This is a genomic window from Massilia sp. UYP11, assembly GCF_050434805.1.
Taxonomy (GTDB): Bacteria; Pseudomonadota; Gammaproteobacteria; order Burkholderiales; family Burkholderiaceae_D; genus Telluria.
Genome location: NZ_JBNDJE010000002.1, coordinates 199,332 through 215,039, shown reverse-complemented (window position 1 = coordinate 215,039; position 15,708 = coordinate 199,332). Strand labels below are relative to the sequence as shown.

At 65.7% G+C, this 15,708-nt stretch carries 13 protein-coding genes; 4 read left to right on the top strand and 9 right to left on the bottom strand.

Translation table 11 applies throughout. The features are described from left to right. Nucleotides 1-31 precede the first annotated feature (31 nt). The 6 genes from ABIB38_RS04475 to ABIB38_RS04450 form a co-directional block, all read right to left on the bottom strand. On the bottom strand, nt 32-2,260 hold the full coding sequence (locus ABIB38_RS04475; protein ID WP_429202105.1) for a TonB-dependent siderophore receptor: 2,229 nt from the start codon (nt 2,258-2,260) through the stop codon (nt 32-34). Between the two features lie 503 nt (nt 2,261-2,763). Then, on the bottom strand, nt 2,764-3,363 hold the full coding sequence (locus ABIB38_RS04470) for an SAM-dependent methyltransferase (protein ID WP_429202103.1): 600 nt from the start codon (nt 3,361-3,363) through the stop codon (nt 2,764-2,766). A 53-nt stretch (nt 3,364-3,416) separates the two neighbouring features. Then, a complete protein-coding gene (locus tag ABIB38_RS04465) occupies nt 3,417-4,823 on the bottom strand; it encodes an APC family permease (protein ID WP_429202101.1) in 1,407 nt (468 codons plus the stop codon). A 253-nt stretch (nt 4,824-5,076) separates the two neighbouring features. Next, a complete protein-coding gene (locus ABIB38_RS04460; protein ID WP_429202099.1) occupies nt 5,077-6,261 on the bottom strand; it encodes an alpha/beta fold hydrolase in 1,185 nt (394 codons plus the stop codon). Nucleotides 6,262-6,407: 146 nt separating this feature from the next. Continuing rightward, the gene (locus tag ABIB38_RS04455; protein ID WP_429202097.1) at nt 6,408-7,565 is read right to left on the bottom strand and encodes a DUF1624 domain-containing protein; all 1,158 of its coding nucleotides are present in this window, start codon (nt 7,563-7,565) and stop codon (nt 6,408-6,410) included. A 141-nt stretch (nt 7,566-7,706) separates the two neighbouring features. After that, a complete protein-coding gene (locus ABIB38_RS04450; protein WP_429202095.1) occupies nt 7,707-8,447 on the bottom strand; it encodes a siderophore-interacting protein in 741 nt (246 codons plus the stop codon). 24 nt (nt 8,448-8,471) lie between these two features. Between ABIB38_RS04450 and ABIB38_RS04445 the strand changes: the two genes are divergently transcribed. Further along, on the top strand, nt 8,472-8,990 hold the full coding sequence (locus ABIB38_RS04445) for a MarR family winged helix-turn-helix transcriptional regulator (RefSeq protein WP_429202093.1): 519 nt from the start codon (nt 8,472-8,474) through the stop codon (nt 8,988-8,990). 19 nt (nt 8,991-9,009) lie between these two features. Here ABIB38_RS04445 and zwf read toward each other — a convergent pair whose 3' ends face one another. Next, nucleotides 9,010-10,476 carry a glucose-6-phosphate dehydrogenase gene (zwf, locus tag ABIB38_RS04440; RefSeq protein ID WP_429202092.1) on the bottom strand — a complete coding sequence of 489 codons (1,467 nt, stop codon included), beginning with the start codon at nt 10,474-10,476 and terminating at the stop codon, nt 9,010-9,012. A gap of 619 nt (nt 10,477-11,095) precedes the next feature. On the opposite strand from zwf, the gene ABIB38_RS04435 reads away from it, so the two are divergent. From ABIB38_RS04435 to ABIB38_RS04425, 3 genes are all read left to right on the top strand, one after another. Then, the gene (locus ABIB38_RS04435) at nt 11,096-11,692 is read left to right on the top strand and encodes an exopolysaccharide biosynthesis protein (RefSeq protein WP_429202090.1); all 597 of its coding nucleotides are present in this window, start codon (nt 11,096-11,098) and stop codon (nt 11,690-11,692) included. A 79-nt stretch (nt 11,693-11,771) separates the two neighbouring features. Further along, on the top strand, nt 11,772-13,013 hold the full coding sequence (gene chrA, locus ABIB38_RS04430) for a chromate efflux transporter (protein WP_429202088.1): 1,242 nt from the start codon (nt 11,772-11,774) through the stop codon (nt 13,011-13,013). Between the two features lie 19 nt (nt 13,014-13,032). Next, complete coding sequence (locus ABIB38_RS04425; RefSeq protein WP_429202086.1) at nt 13,033-13,773, top strand: sulfurtransferase; 741 nt, start codon at nt 13,033-13,035, stop codon at nt 13,771-13,773. A 120-nt stretch (nt 13,774-13,893) separates the two neighbouring features. On the opposite strand, the gene ABIB38_RS04420 is transcribed toward ABIB38_RS04425, so the two are convergent. Both ABIB38_RS04420 and ABIB38_RS04415 read right to left on the bottom strand, forming a co-directional pair. Further along, on the bottom strand, nt 13,894-14,919 hold the full coding sequence (locus ABIB38_RS04420; RefSeq protein WP_429202084.1) for a DUF4380 domain-containing protein: 1,026 nt from the start codon (nt 14,917-14,919) through the stop codon (nt 13,894-13,896). A 153-nt stretch (nt 14,920-15,072) separates the two neighbouring features. After that, nucleotides 15,073-15,462 carry a hypothetical protein gene (locus tag ABIB38_RS04415; protein WP_429202082.1) on the bottom strand — a complete coding sequence of 130 codons (390 nt, stop codon included), beginning with the start codon at nt 15,460-15,462 and terminating at the stop codon, nt 15,073-15,075. Between the last annotated feature and the right edge of the window lie 246 nt (nt 15,463-15,708).

Below are 15,708 nucleotides of genomic sequence, written 5' to 3'. Positions count from 1 at the left end.
GCGCCCCGTCCAGGACTTCACCTTCAGGACATCAGAAGCGGTAACGCAGGGTCAATGAGGTGTTGCGCGGCGCACCGTAGGTGATCTGGTTGAAGGCGGAGAACATCGCGAAGTGGGTTTCGTCGGTTGCGTTGCTGACGTTGAGCTGGGCCGACAGCTGCTTCGTGAAATCGTAGCGCGCCATCAGGTTGACCAGGGCAAACGACTCCTGCTCGATGCGGCCGTCGATGCCTGGCGCCACGGTGCCGTCGATGGTGTAGGTGCTGCCTTCCCAGTTGACGCCGCCGCCGATGGTGAGCTTGCTCCAGGCGCCGGGCAGGCGGTAGGAAGCGAAGGCGCGCAGGGTCTTGCGCGGGTAGATCGCATTGAAGTCGGCGCCGGTTTCATCCTTGGCGCGGAAGATCGCGTAGCCGATGCTGGCGTTCAGGCCAGAGACGATCTCGCCCGAGACGTCCAGCTCGATGCCTTTGCTGGTGGCGCCGTCCGCCGCCCGGTAGTGCGTTTCTTCCAGCAGCGGGCCGGACGGGCCGTCACGATCGATGCGGCCGGCCGCCTGGCCCAGCTTGTCCTGCTTCAGGTGGAACACGGCCAGCGAGGCGTTCACGCGGCGGTCGAAAAACTCGCCCTTGATGCCGGCTTCGCTCGCCTTGCCCTCGATCGGGTCGAGCAGGTTGTTGGCCAGGTCCCTCAGGTTCTGCGGCTGGAAGATGCTGGTGTGGCTGGCGTACAGCGAATAGGTGTCGTTCAGGTCGAACACCAGGCCGGCGTACGGCGTGATCTCGTTCGTGTGCTTGATCGAATACGGGGCTTCCCACGCGCCGCCGCCGTGCTTCTCATAGTTGGTCACGCGCGCGCCGACGATGGCCTTGAGCTGGTCGGTGAGCGAGAAACGCGCCATTCCGTACAGGCCTTGCTGGGTCGTTTCGCTGTCCTGGTAGCGCGCTTGCGCGCCCCAGGTCGGCGTCGGGTAGGCGGCCGGATTCCACCCGTTGAAGTCGGTGACCGGCGGCGTCATGCCTGTGGCCATGCCCGGGAAGGTCGCGATGCGGTTGTTGGCATAGAAGTCGGTATCGGCATGCAGGTAGCCGATGGCCGCCTGGTGCTCGCGGCCGAACGCCGAGAACGGACCGCTGGCGTGGATGCCGAAGTCCTTCTGTTTGGTCTGGGTGACATAGGAACCGGCGAAGGAGCCGATGCCGGCGCCGGTCTGGCGATCCGGCACGCCGGACAGGTACAGCAGGCGCGAATCGCCGTCGCGGGTGGCGTCGGTATAGGTCAAGCGCAGGTTCCAGCCGTTGGCGAAGCGGTGCTCGTAGTCGGCGAAGAAGTTGTCGTACTGGTTGTCATAGCCGGCCCAGGGGGTGGCGGTGGTCAGCGAGCGGTCTTCGGGGATGACCGAGCCATCGGCGTAGCGGTAGGGCAGGCCGCCCCACATCGGGCCGCGCGGGCTCATCTTCTGGCGGCTGAAGCCGGCCGAGAAGGTGCCGTCGCGGCCGATGTCGGCTTCGACCGTGCCGTAGAAGGTGCGGTCCTTGTTCTCCAGGTGCCGAACCCAGCTGTCGCCTTCGCCGACCTCGCCGACGAAGCGCCCGCGCACGCTGCCCGATTCGTTGAGCGGGGTCGAGACGTCGGCCATGACGTGGCGCTTGTCCCAGCGGCCGACGGTGGCTTCGATGCGGCCGCCCAGCGTCTTGCTGAAGGCGCGCTTGCGCACCAGGTTCAGCGCGGCCGATGGGGTGCCGGCGCCGGTCATCAGGCCGGTCGCGCCGCGCACCACTTCGACGCGGTCGTACAGCGCCAGGCTGCCCAGCACTTCGCCGGCGCTCCAGGCGGCGTCCCAGGTGGTCGGGATGTTGTCGATCTGCAGGTTGGTCACTTCGAAGCCGCGCGCCGTGAAGCTGCCGCGGTGAGTCTCGTACTGGTTGACCGAGACGCCGGTGACGTTGTTGACCACGTCGGTGATCGTGAGGAGGCCCTGGTCTTCGATGCGCTGCTGGGTGACGACCGAGACCGATTGCGGGGTGTCGCGCAGCGACATGTCGAGCGGCGTCGCGGTGCGGGTGCGGCCGATGGTGTACGAACCGACGTCGTCGGCCAGTTTCTGGGCCTGCACCTGCACCTGCGGCATCGAGGTCGTGCCGGCGGCGGTATTGCTGGCCTCGGTGGATTGGGCCTGGGCGAGGAGCGGGAGCGCGAGGCCCACACAGAACGTCAGGGTCTTCAGTGTATGGCTTGGGATTGCGCTGACCTGCTTTTCCATCTTTTTTCCTGTTCTTAACGATGAGTGGGGGCGGACCAGCGCTCGATGAGCGTGCATCGCCCTGCAATAACTTGAATGCGATTAAGAATGATAAGCATTCTCATCTATGAGTGTCAAGTATGGCAATGACCTTGTCCTGAAGCGAGGATCGCGTAAATGCAGGATGGCCGAGAGCGGGCAAGGCTCTATCGGCCGGTTCTGGATGGGCAAGCAGGTGTCACGTCGACGACAGCACTGGACAGGTGGTGCAATGGATCAGGCAAATTCTTCGGCGTCAGTCTGTTGCCGAGACGGACCTCAAGATCGCCGGTCGGCTGGCTGGCCGTGGCGCGGGCAGGCCTAGCTGCTGCGAGGCGGCTGAATGAGCCGGTGTCGGTCGCGCGGGGGAAGGCGCGCATGGCCAGGAACTGGTGCATGCACAGGCGAGCGGGATGGAAAAGCACATGGGCCACCATGATCCATCAGGATGGATAATGGTGGCCCTCAAACAGGGCGTGGCCGGATCAGGCCACTTCTTTCTTGTTCGCTTCGGTAATGGTCCAGTAATAGATCGTCCGGCCATCGACCTCGGCCGTCTTCTCCGCCGGCCATTCCGACCCCATGTCGAAGGCATGCGACACCACGCGGGTGCCGACCTTGAGCTGCTTCCACAGCTGCGGACGCAGCTTGGCGTTGATGGTCGGCAGCAGGTACAGGGTCACGACGGTCGCGTTCGAGAAATCGGTCTTGAACAGGTCACCGACACGGAACTGGGCGCGGTCGGAGACGCCGGCCTTCTTGGCGTTTTCCTTGGCTTCCGCGATGCGGGTCGGGTCGATGTCGATGCCGGTGCCGCGCGCGCCGCGTTCCTTGGCGGCGGTGACGACGATGCGGCCATCGCCGCAGCCCAGGTCGAACAGGGTGTCGTTCTTGCCGACCTTGGCCAGGTCGAGCATCTTGTCGACCACTTCTTGCGGGGTCGGGACGTAAGGCACGTCGAGGCGCGGCGTGGCGGCGGTGGCCGCGGTGGCCTGGGCCAGCGCGCGGCCGAACGGGAACATCATCAGGCCGGTGGCGGCGGCGGTGGACAGCAGCAGGGTACGACGGCGAGGTTGCGGATTCATCAGCACAGCTCCTTGGTCAGGTGGGGTCTTGGGGGTAAAAACTCTCTTGGACATTATCGATCGCTTTTCGAGCGCAGCAGCAGCAGCAGCACGACGCCGACGGCCAGCACGGCGACGCCGATCCAGGCCGCGTTCAGGCCGCCGAGCTGCTGGCTGTACACGTACGACAGGCTCGACCACAGCATATAGGCGCAGCTGGCGCAGAACAGCAGCGGCAGCAGCGGATACAGCGGCACCTTGAACGGCCGCGGCGTGTGCGGCTCGCGCCGGCGCAGCACGAACAGCGAGATGCCGGTGAGCAGGAAGAACAGCCAGAACACCGGCGCCGTGAATTCGACCATGGCCTTGAAGCCGCCGCCCAGCGCGGCGCCGGTCGCGACCAGGGCCAGGGCCGCCACGCACTGCACCGTCATGGCGACCGTCGGCGTGCCGCGCTCGCTATCCCACTCGGCCAGGCGGCCCAATTTCTTCCAGTCGAGGCCGATGGCGTAGCTGGTGCGGGCGCCGACGATCATGGTGGCGTTGATCGAGGTGAGCGCCGAGATCGCCACCAGCACCGAAATGATTTTCTCGCCGGCCGGGCCGAAGGCGACCTTCATGACGTCGGCCGCGACGGCCTCGGAGGCGGCCATGCCGTCCATGCCCAGCACCTTCCAGTAAGCCCAGGTCACCATCAGGTAGAGCGCGGTGATGACGACGATGCCCATGGTCAGCGCCTTGACCATCTCGCGCGGACCGCCGCGCATCTCGGCGCTGATGTAGGCGGCCTCGTTCCAGCCGCCATAGGTGAGCAGGACGAAGACCATCGCCATGCCGAGGGCGGCGGCGGCCGGGCCCGATGCGCCTCCGGCAGCGGTCGCGGCGGCTGCCGGCGCGGGCGCCGGGTCGGTGAACAATGCGGCGGCGCCGACGATGAGCAGCAGGCCGAGGATTTCCGCGACCGTCAGGAAGGTCTGGGTGTTGGCGCCGGTGCGGATGCCGCGCAGGTTGAGCGCCGACAGGCCGGTGATCACGGCGACGGCGTACACGGTGCTGCCCCAGCCGGCCGGCAGCATGGTCAGCGGAATCGCCTGCTGCATGTAGTCGCCGAAGACGAAGCCGAGCAGTGCGATCGAGCCGGTGGTGATCACCGAGAAGCGCGCCCAGCCGAACAGGAAGGCGACCGAACGGCCGTAGGCGCGGTGCAGGTAGTGGTAGTCGCCGCCGGTATGCGGATACGCGGTGGTCAGCTCGGCGTAGCACAGGGCGCCGATGAGCGAGACCACGCCGCCCATGATCCACAGGGTGAACATGGCCGTCGCCCCGCCGCTCATGCTGGCGACCAGGGATGGGGCCTTGAAGATGCCGGCGCCGATCACGACGCCGACGATGACGGCAACCGCTTCGCGCAGGCCGATGGTGGGGCGGGGTCGGGTATCGTGAGGGGCTGAAACAGTACGCTGCGCTTCTATGGCATCCATGTCGTGATCGGTTGGGCACGGCAGCGGCCGGTGGCTGCGTCGCGCTTGGTTGCACATGGGGAGCCTGTACAGACACCAGCGCTCACCCGTTTTTCGGTACTGGATGTTATCCAGACCGCAGAGCAGATGGCGCGCGATTGAATTGCTATAAAGATAAATACAGTGTGGAGGCAACGTGCGACGCTATAGTCCGTGCGCGGCGCGGCCGGGCGCCGCGCCGTGCCGGCAGCATGAGCGCTGCCGTAACCGGTTCTCAGTCTGCTGGCGGGGAAGCCTTGGCGTCGGCCCCGGCGCTGGCCGCGACCGCAGGCAACGCCGGCGTGCGTCCGTCGTCCGATGCATGCGCCAGCGCGGGCGCGCCCAGCCACTCGAAGATGGCCGGCCAGATCGCGGCGTGCGCGTTGCGGCCGACCAGGACGCCGACGTGCTGCAGGTTGACGCCGACGTCGCCGTCGTAGGCGAGCACGCGCTTGCGTTCGCTGCCGGCGGCTTCGTGGAAGGGCAGCACGGATGCGGGCGGAATCACCTTGCTGCGGAAGTCGACCACGCACAGCAGCGGCGCGCGCAGGTCGCGCGGGCCGATCGCGCGGCCATTGATGTCAAGCCGGCCCTGCATGAACTCGTCGTTGCGGTACAGCGACTCGACGATGTCGGTGAACAGCCGGCCGGGCAGCGGAAATTCGTCATGGGTCCAGCGCTCGACGCGCATATGGGTGGCCAGCGCCTTCGGGTCGAGCAGCGACAGCCAGCGGTCGGCGATGCGCTCCCACTGGAACGCCTGCGGTTCGGCGATGGCGCTCATCATGTTCAGATAGGCGCCCGGCACGTGGCGGAAGGCGTCGGCGATGCCGCGCGCGTGCGGGGTGGCGTTGACCAGTGGCGTAAAGCAGCAGCTGGCCTGCTCGAAGTGCAGCGGCGACTCGAGCAGGATGGTCGCGGCCACGCGCTCGGGATGCATGCAGCTGTAGATCGCGGCCAGGATGCCGCCGAGCGAGTGGCCCACGATCGTGAGCTGTTCCTGGCCGCTGTCTTCCATGATCGCGCGCTGGCAGGCCGACAGCATGCGCTCGCCATAGTCGTCAAGGCCGACGTCGCCGTCGCCGTCAGGCATTGGCAGCCATTCGGCCAGGTAGACCCGGTAGCCGCGCTCGCTCCAGCGCCGCACCACGCTGATGTCGGGCGCCAGGTCCCAGATGTAGGCGCGCTTGATCGGCGCCGGCACCAGCAACACCGCCGGGCCGCCGCCGGGAGCGTCTTGGTAGCGGTGCAGCTTGACGCCGGGCTGTTCGAGGATCACGGTGGACGGGGTCTGCTGCGGCCCGTAACCGGCCCGCTCCAGCATCTTGCCGCGCGCCTGGCGGCTGCGGTCCATCTGCTTGAGGGCGTGGGTTCCCAGGTGTGCGAAGGCCCCGAGGTTGTTCCAGTTGCTTGCGTACATGGATGGCGATCCCGTCGAATTGGCGATCACGAGACTCTACGCTAACTCCCGTCCGGCTCCAACCGCGCACGTTTCGAATCGCGGCCCTGTTTGCGCTAGGTAAAACAACGCACGAACAGATATATCCGAGCGGAATCGAATTGCGCTCACAGATACTTGACCCAGGCTTGTCCGCTCTTGCGCTTGTACTGGCCGAAGCGTTTCGTCGGCCAGTACAGCAGCGCCGCCAGCACCACCGCGGCCAGCCATACCTGCCATACCTGCGTGAAATCCGCCCGCGGCACGCCCAGCACGGTCGCCGCGATCCTTTGCGTGGCCAGCAGCACGTACAGGTGCAGGATGTAGAAGAACAGCGGCGCGCCGCCGAACACCGCCGCCACCCGCATCCAACCCGCTTCGGCGCGCTCGATCCAGGCCAGCGCCAGCAGGCCCACGCCCAGGGTCAGCAGCAGGAAGTCGAGCGAGGGCGGGTATTTGGTGAAGTTCAGCCACGACATCGCGCTGCGCAGCGGCTCGGCCTGCGGCGCCCACGGCAGCGTCTCGCCATAGATGTTCCAGGTGCGCAGCACCACGAGCAGGGCCAGGCAGGCCAGGGCCCCGGCGACCAGCCAGCGCCGGCGCAGGGCGGGGTCAAGGCTGCGGGCGTACAGGGGTCCGCAGGCATAGCCCAGCAGGATCACGCCGATCCAGGCCAGCAGCGGATAGCTGATGCGCACCCGCACCGGCTCTTCGAGCAGGTAGCCGCGCTGCTCCAGCACGGTCCAGGCGGAGGCGGCCCAGGAGCCGGGTTCGAACGACAGCCCGGACAGCGCATTGTGGCCGCCGACGATCGCGATCCCGATCGCCGCCAGCAGCGCCAGGGGCAGCCGGTGCAGCACGGCCAGCGCCAGCATCGACAATCCGATGGCCCAGATCACCTGCAGGTAGACGATGTGCGGCGTGAAGCTGCCGGTCCAGGCGAAGTTGATCACCACGATTTCGAGCAGGATCAGGAAGGCGCCGCGCCTGGCGAGAAACCCCGTGGCGCTGCGCGGGCCGTCCGCCGGGTGGGCGTACAGCCAGGCCGACAGGCCGGTGAGGAACACGAACATCGGCGCGCAGAAATGGGCGGCCAGGCGCGAAAAGAACAGGGCGGGATCGGTCGCGCCCACGTCCATCGGGTCGCCGACCTGGTGCTGCAGGAAGAATGTCTCGCGCACGTGGTCCACCGTCATCAGGAGCATGACCAGGCCGCGGGCGACGTCGATGGAGGCGATGCGCCTGCTCGCGTCGTGGATTGGAAGGGGGGAGGTACTCGGGTTCATATCGGCCGGGATTGTACGGGAATCCGGCCGCCGGCAACACAACGGCGTCCGCCCCAGGGCTTGTTCCTCTGGCAGAGTCGCCACCCATGGCCATTGACGGGCAGGGTGGTCGACGATGAAGCGGAAGATGCGCGTCCCGGCTCAGTCCAGATGCTCGTGATGATCGGCCACTCCCAGCTTCCAGTAGGCCGAGATCCGGCCCGCCTGGCGTGGCAGGCCCTTGTCGATCAACCGCTGGCGCACCTGGGCCATCAGCCAAGCCTCGCCGCCGCCCCAGGCCAGGCCCGCGCCGCCCGGTAATCGCAGATCGCCCAGCACCTGCAGCAGTTCCTCGTTCGACGCCGCCCAGTGGACGTCGGCGTCGGCCTCGGTGGCGAAAGCGCGGCGGTCGGCCGCATCGACCAGCAGCACGGCCTGGACGCGGGCGCCGGACGGCAGTTCTTCCAGGCGCCGCGTCACCGCCGGCAGCGCGCTGGCGTCGCCGACCAGCAGGTGCCAGTCCATGACCAGCGGCAGGATCATCGAGCCGCGCGGGCCGCCGATGACGGCCTTCGATCCGATCGCGGCGTTGCGCGCCCACTCGGCGGCGGCGCCATGGCCGTGCAGGGCGAACTCGAGGTCGACCTCGCAGGCTTGGCGGTCGAAGCGGCGTGGCGTACAGTCGCGCCGAACCTGCTGCCCGTCGGCATCAATGAACATGAACTTGACGTGGTCGTCGAACGACAGCGAGGTGAAATCCGAGAGCGCGGCGCCGCGGAAAGTGATGCTGGCAAAGCCAGGGCTGAGCCGCGCGATGCGCGCCACCTCGACCTCGCGCAGCTTGAGGTCATGGCGAACGCGCTCGATGGCGGGAATTGGCGCGGGAATGCGGGAGTCGGCCATGCTACACTCCAGAATTAGTTGATAGTGTCCACCATTATGCGAAAAGAAGTTGATAGAGTCAACCAGGGCCGCGAGGGCCGGGCGAACGACGGGCGGGCGGATGACGGCCGGGCGGACGATCCCCTGGAGACGATGCACGCGATCGTGCATCTCTACCGTTCACGGCAGCTGCGCGACCTGCGCGGCGGCCCGCACGAGCTGGCGCAGATGGAGATGAGAGCGCTCGGATATTTTGCGCGCCACCCCGGCGCCACGCAGAGCGATCTGGTGGCGCATTCGGGACGGGACAAGGCGCAGGTGGCGCGCCTGATCCGTGCGCTGCGCGAGGCGCGGCTGCTGGAGGCGGCCCCGGATGAACACGACCGGCGCAGCACGCGGCTGACGCTGAGCGCGGCGGGGCAGGAGGTGTTTGCCGGACTGCAGCGCGAGAGCGGCGCATTGGGGGCGGCGGCGCTCGCCGGGCTGTCCGGGGACGAACAGGCCCAGCTGATGGCGCTGCTGGCGCGGGTGCGCGCCAACCTGGAACGACAGCGGGCCGATTAGCCCGCCGGGCGATCGTTGATTACTCGACCCAGCCGAATCCGTCGCGCGCCAGCAGCGCGAACGACTCGGCCGGACCCCACGAGCCGGCCGCGTACGGATGCGGCTTCTCGTTCAGGGTTTCCCAGCCCTTGATGATCGGTTCGACCCATTCCCAGGCCGCTTCCAGTTCGTCGCGGCGCATGAAGTGGGTCAGGCGGCCGCGCACCACGTCGATCAGGAGGCGCTCGTAGGCTTCGGCGCGGCGCTGCTGGAAAGCCGACTGCAGGTCGAGGTTGAGCTCGACCTGCTGCATCTGCATGCCGCTGCCGGGCTGCTTGGCGAAGATCTGCAGCTTGATCGCCTCCTCGGGCTGCAGCTCGATCACCAGGCGGTTGGCGACGCCGCCCGGGGTTTCCGGGAACAGCGGGAACGGCGGATTGGTGAATTCGATCACGATCTTGGACGAGCGGCGGGCCATCCGCTTGCCGGTGCGCAGGTAGAACGGCACCTTCGACCAGCGCCAGGTATCGATGCGCGCGCGCAGGGCGACGAAAGTCTCGGTATGGCTCTGCGGCGGCACGTTGTTTTCTTCGTGGTAGCCCTTGACCTCCTGGTTGCCGCTCACGCCGCGCGTGTACTGGCCGCGCACGGTGTCGCGCGCGATGTCGGCAAGCGTCATGCGGCGCAGCGAGCGGATCACTTTCAGCTTCTCGTCGCGCACCGCGTCCGGCGACAGCGAGGTCGGCGGTTCCATCGCGACGATGCACAGCAGCTGCATCAGGTGGTTCTGCACCATGTCGCGCATCGCGCCGGCGCTGTCGTAGAAGCCGGCGCGGCTGCCCACGCCCACTTCCTCGGCCACCGTGATCTGCACGCTCGCGATGTTCGGCGCGCGCCACAGCGGTTCGAGGATCGAATTTCCGAAGCGCAGCACCATCAGGTTCTGCACCGTTTCCTTGCCCAGGTAGTGGTCGATACGGTAGATCTGCGACTCGGCGAAGTGCTTGCCGACGGCCTCGTTGATCTCGACCGCCGAGGCCAGGTCGCGGCCCAGCGGTTTTTCGAGCACCACGCGCGCGTTGGCGTCGACCAGGCCGGTGGCGGCCAGCTTGTCGCAGATGGTGGTGAACAGCGCCGGCGCGGTGGCCAGATAGAACACGCGCTGGGCGCCGTCGCGCGAGGCTTCGCGCAGGGTGTCGAAGATCTCGGCGTTCGAGACGTCCAGGCGCACGTAGACCAGCAGGTCGAGAAAGCCAGCCCAGCTCTTTTCGTTGAAATTGGCGGCATTGATGAAGGAGCGCGAATGCTCCTCGACGAAGGCCAGATAGGCGGCGCGATCGTAGTCCTGGCGACCGGTTGACAGGATGCGGGTCGACGGCGGCAGGTTGCCGTGCAGGAAGGCCATGTACAGGGCGGGCAACAGCTTGCGCATGGCAAGGTCGCCCATGCCGCCGAAGATGGTCATGTCGAGGGGAAGGCCGTTATCGTGCTCGTTCGAGGTGCTCATGTCTCTTTCGCTGACAGGTTGTATAGATCGCTTGCGTCGTGCGCTCGCCTGGTTGGTCTTCGATTGTAGCCTACATGAAGAAAATGGACTGGCAAATCGGGCAAGGTTGCTGCGGCCAGTGCTGGAGCGAAAAAAAGCCCGAGCAAGCGTTAATGACGCTAAGTTAAAGCGAGAGTTTTCTTGAGTTAGCGTAAAAACGTCGTCCCCACGAAGGTGGGGACCCAATCCTGCAAGCGTTTCGACGACGTTTGCAGAACTTGGGTCCCCGCCTGCGCGGGGACGACGTATTTGACGGCTGACTCGGCAGCTTAACACGCGGGCAATGGGTGCTGACGCAATCCGATCCCGCACGCCGACGAAGACGCCAACGCGGACGCCGACCCGGACGCCGACCCGGACGCCATCCGCGTGGGTACGTCGCCTTGCGATCCCTGGCGAAGAATATTTTTTCAGTTCACCTTACAGCCGAACGATCTGCGGCTCAGGTACACTCATGCAAGAACGCTGGATACCACGATGATGTCGTGACCACGCCGGTCCTGCCGGTCCGATGGAATGTGCATGCTCATGAGCGGTTGACTGGCGTCTGGACGGGGGAACTGTCTCCGAAAGTTAATTGATGAAACTGATCGACCAATTACGAACGCTTCCTGAGCGCCTGCATGCGCAAAGGCCTCAGTTGCGCGAGATCCTCGCAACGCTGGGGGAGAGCTCTGCCGCGCTTGTCCTGCTTCTATTTTCGCTGCCTGCCATCGTTCCTACTCCGGGGGTACCCGCGGGAATGTTGTTCGGTTCGCTGCTGACGCTCGTAGGGTTGCAAATGACTTTAGGCATACTTCCGATTCGCATTCCTCCAGGCCTGTCCGGCTTGCGCATCGAGCATGCGACGCTGCATCGCGTCATCGCGCGCACGGTTCCCTATCTGGAAAAGTCAGAGCGCTGGATACGACCACGTTTGTCCAGCTTGGTGACGCCTTTTGCCACACGTGCAATTGGATTGGTCATATGCGTCATGGGGGTTCTTATCGCCTTACCCATCCCGTTCGGAAATACCGTTCCGGGCCTGGCCGTGCTATTGCTTGCCTTAGGATTGGGGCAACGTGACGGTGTAGCCATTCTCGTCGGCATGGTGTTGGCGCTTGTTGCATGCGCAACCTCCTGGGGATTGCTGGCCGGGAGTTGGTGGGTGATCGAGCGGTTTTTCTTGCCGAACTAAAGGGTGGGCAGCTTCCGAGTCCGCCCTGCTGAACGATTGTTCAAGATGATAATGAAAATATGGCTTTTCGGGATGTTCCATGCACTTGCGCGATAAAACGCCTCTTTCACATGATGGCACGACCTGCTCGCACGGCACCGACTCCTTTCTTTCCATTTTCTGGATATTCCTGAAGCTCGGCCTGACCTCATTTGGTGGCCCGATAGCGCATCTTGGCTATTTTCGGGATGAGTTCGTAACAAGGCGGCGCTGGTTGAACGATGCCAGCTATGGCGATCTGGTAGCACTGTGCCAGTTCATGCCAGGGCCGGCCTCGAGTCAGGTCGGCTTCTCTTTGGGCGTGTTGCGCGGTAATGGCTTGTCGGGAGGACTGGCGGCGTGGTTGGGCTTCACCATGCCGTCGGCCATCGTCCTGGCTGCGTTCGCTCTGGGAGCCGCTGCATTTACCGGCCCGTTGGCCGAAGGTTTTTTGCATGGACTCAAACTGGTTGCAGTGGCCGTTGTGGCTCAAGCGATCTGGGGCATGGCAAGAAGCCTGACACCCGACCGGCAGCGCGCAGCGATCGCACTGGGCGCCGTCCTGATCGTGGTTTTTCATGGCGGCGCGATCGGGCAAATTGCGGCCATTGCCATGGGAGCCCTTGCAGGGCTGTGGCTCTGCCGGGGGCAGCATGTTCCGACGCATGGACATTCCGCTTTTCCGATCACACGTCGCGCCGGCATTGCTGCAATCGTCTTGTTCGCCGCCTTGCTGATCGGACTGCCTGTTCTCGTTACCCTGACAGGAAACCAGCAACTTTCCTTCTTCGATGCCTTCTACCGGTCAGGTGCGCTGGTCTTTGGCGGCGGCCACGTCGTGCTGCCGCTACTGGAGGCAGAGATGGTCACGCCTGGGCACGTCACCAATGAAGCCTTTCTTGCCGGGTACGGAATGGCGCAAGCGGTCCCCGGTCCACTCTTTGCCTTCGCCGCCTATCTGGGCGCCGCAGCCAACCAGACTGCGGATCCGCTGACCGGCGCAGCCATTGCCCTTATCGCGGTCTTTCTTCCTGGTCTGTTGCTCGTATATGGAATGCTGCCATTCTGGGACCGTTTGCGCATGCATCCATTCGCCCAGCACGCCATGCTCGGCGCCAATGCAGCAGTCGTCGGCATCCTTGGCGCCGCGCTGTATGACCCGGTCTGGACCAGCGCCGTGCTCGATGCACGCGACTTTGCGGTCGCGCTCGGAGGTTTTGTGCTGCTCACCGCCTGGAAGGCGCCACCATGGACTCTGGTGGTGGTGCTTGCAGCAGCCGGGATGGTGTCCAGGACGCTGTAGACTTTTTTGGGAGAAAATAATGAACACTGCCTCCGTCATCGAACCGGATGCGCTCGCCGCGGGGCGCCCTCTACGCCTGCTCGACGTGCGTGACGTCCCGGCGTTCGACGCCGCCCACGCAACCAAGGCGATACGCGTACCGATCGAGGAGTGGGAAGCGGCCGCCAAGGCCGACACCACCGGGCTCGACAACGTCGCCTATTGGGAGCAGGCCATTCGCCAACTCGGCATCGACGATCACGCCCTGGCGGTCGTCTATGACGATGGGCGCATGACCGAAGCCGCGCGCGTCTGGTTCATCCTGCAGTATTTCGGAGTCCGCGCGACCATCCTGAACGGCGGCTGGCCTGCGCTGTCATCGCCTGACATTCCTGCGGAATGGATTGCCTCCGGCAGCGCCGCTTTCCATGCCAGCCCGGATAGCGGCCGTGTCGGGCTGACCGACAGGGTCACGCTTCAATCCGAATTAGAGGATGGCATCGACATTCTCGATGCCCGTACCGTCGCCGAGTTTCGTGGCGAGGACCTGCGTCGTAACAAGCGTGGGGGCCACATTCCTGGCGCGCGGCACCTTCCGCACGGCGCGCTGTTGATTCAAAACCGGCTTCGGCACAGCGACGAGCTGCGTCAGCTTCTTGCTGAGGCAGGATTTCAGTCCGGCGACGATATCATCACGCATTGCGACGGGGAGGACGCGCCGCGCTGGCGGCAGCGGCTGCCCTTCATGCCGGTTACCACAACGTGCGCGTTTACTACCTGAGCTTTTCTGATTGGGCGCGCGACGAAACCTGCCCGATCGAACGCTGAGATTCCAGCCGTGCATGGGGCGCCGGGCCGGCGCGCAGGCTGGGATCGACCACGTGCGTGGGCGGCGCCCCCGCTACGGGATGCCTGCTATTCCGAGCTGCGCCGCATGCCGCCGCAGGAATGCCAGGTGGGCGCCGCGCGTGGCGGGCCCGTCGTAGGGCAGGATGGTCCACCGCTCGGACGCCCGCATCGTCTGGCCGGGCGCCAATTCGACATAGGGCGCGTGCACTTCCAGCTCCAGCATCCCTTTGCCTGGCGCGTCGGCATCGGCGTCCTGGTACAGCTCCACCTGGCCCTGGGCCGGATGGATGGCGGCCCGCGGCTGGTGCGCGAACTGGATCACCAGGGCCTGGCCGTCGCCAAACGCCGCCAGCCACCCGCGTGACGGCTGGGCAAACAGCTTGCCCTTGCGCGCGGCGTCACCCGGCACCGGCAAATCGAGCGACAGCATGCCGCGTTCGAGTGTGTAGCGCAGCGCCGCGCCCGGCTCGAGCCGGACGTCGTCGTGCGACGCCACCGGCACGTAGGCCCGGGTGTGCGCCGGCACGCGGGTGTTGAACCAGATGTCGCGTCCCGCGGGGCTGGCGCTGCGGTTGGTGGCCTCGGCATCGAGCTGCAGGCTGTCGGGCCGGCCGGGCACCAGGGCATAGCGCTTGCGCAACTGGATCCCGGACACCGGGCTGGCTGGGCTGTCGAGCACGATCTCGCCCGGTGTTTTTTCCACCACCGAGTATTTCGCCAGGCTCAACCAGGGATCGGGCGGCCAGCTCGCCTTCGCCGCGGCGCGCGCCGGATTGACCTCCTGGTGGACCCACCATTCGTGTTGCGGCCCGATCCAGACCTCATGGCCCTGGTAGCGGACGTGGTTGGACATCGCGTCCGGCGCGAGCGCGGGATCGCCGGCCGTTTCGTCGACGAGCAGGAAATTGGGTTTGCCCTTGAGTGCGAACGACAGCAGGCGGCCGCCAGCCACGTCGGCGACGCGCGCCTCGATCACGCCATTGTCGAGGCGGTGCGCGGGGAGTCGCGCAAACGCGGACGTGGCGGCGCACAGGCAGGCAAGGCCGAGCGTCAGTAGGGACAGGGGCGGGCGGGGCATAGGCGCGGGCATGAGCGCAGGCGCATGCTGGTTGTCGGGCATGCCAGCATAGCAGAGGAGTGGCCGGCCGAAGAAGCGCCGCGCCAGGAAAGCGGAACAACCGCGCAACCGGTTACCCGGTTGCGCGGCGTGGATGATTGAAACGCGACAGGATTACTTCGAAGCGTCCTGCATCTTTTCGCCAGCGCGCTCGACGCTGCGGCCAGCTGCGGCGGTGGCGTCGCTGGCGGCGTCCTTGGCTTCGGCGGCGGCTTCACGCGATTCCTGGCGCACTTCGGCGGTGGCGTTTTCGATGCGGTCGCCAGCGCGCTCGGCAGCGGCTTCGGCGCGCTCACCGGCGGCTTCGATGTTGTCGCCCGCGCGCTCAGCGGCGGCGTCGGCGGCAGCCACGCCTTCGCGGGTTTCCTCAGCGACGTTACGGCCTGCGTTGTCGATGGCGGCGCCGGCTTCTTGCGCCGGGCCCATATTGTCGTTCTTGTTGCAACCAGTGGCCAGGACGGCGACGGACAGCATGATGGCGGACAGGGCGATAGTGGTTTTCATTGTGGGCTCCTAAAATAAATGTTGTCGTTTAGCTTACACCAGCTGCTAATTTTTGACTCACGCCACGACCTCAATCGTGCGCGATGGAGCTATTACAACATTTCCAACACTCATCGGCTGTGCGCTAGATAACTTAACAACATGTCTGGCTGCTGAGCCGAGGTCTGCGGATGAGCGAAGCACACACGGAGTTGCCCGTTTGGTCGACCTGCACGGGATTTCTCTTCTCGCGAAGGCCCGGTCCGG

Excerpts from the sequence above, each read along its gene's own strand:
- ABIB38_RS04475 (WP_429202105.1), bottom strand. The coding sequence starts at position 2,260 with ATGGAAAAGCAGGTCAGCGCAATCCCAAGCCATACACTGAAGACCCTG.
- ABIB38_RS04470 (WP_429202103.1), bottom strand. The coding sequence starts at position 3,363 with ATGAATCCGCAACCTCGCCGTCGTACCCTGCTGCTGTCCACCGCCGCC.
- ABIB38_RS04465 (WP_429202101.1), bottom strand. The coding sequence starts at position 4,823 with ATGGATGCCATAGAAGCGCAGCGTACTGTTTCAGCCCCTCACGATACC.
- ABIB38_RS04460 (WP_429202099.1), bottom strand. The coding sequence starts at position 6,261 with ATGTACGCAAGCAACTGGAACAACCTCGGGGCCTTCGCACACCTGGGA.
- ABIB38_RS04455 (WP_429202097.1), bottom strand. The coding sequence starts at position 7,565 with ATGAACCCGAGTACCTCCCCCCTTCCAATCCACGACGCGAGCAGGCGC.
- ABIB38_RS04450 (WP_429202095.1), bottom strand. The coding sequence starts at position 8,447 with ATGGCCGACTCCCGCATTCCCGCGCCAATTCCCGCCATCGAGCGCGTT.
- zwf (WP_429202092.1), bottom strand. The coding sequence starts at position 10,476 with ATGAGCACCTCGAACGAGCACGATAACGGCCTTCCCCTCGACATGACC.
- ABIB38_RS04435 (WP_429202090.1), top strand. The coding sequence starts at position 11,096 with ATGAAACTGATCGACCAATTACGAACGCTTCCTGAGCGCCTGCATGCG.
- chrA (WP_429202088.1), top strand. The coding sequence starts at position 11,772 with ATGCACTTGCGCGATAAAACGCCTCTTTCACATGATGGCACGACCTGC.
- ABIB38_RS04425 (WP_429202086.1), top strand. The coding sequence starts at position 13,033 with ATGAACACTGCCTCCGTCATCGAACCGGATGCGCTCGCCGCGGGGCGC.
- ABIB38_RS04420 (WP_429202084.1), bottom strand. The coding sequence starts at position 14,919 with ATGCCCCGCCCGCCCCTGTCCCTACTGACGCTCGGCCTTGCCTGCCTG.
- ABIB38_RS04415 (WP_429202082.1), bottom strand. The coding sequence starts at position 15,462 with ATGAAAACCACTATCGCCCTGTCCGCCATCATGCTGTCCGTCGCCGTC.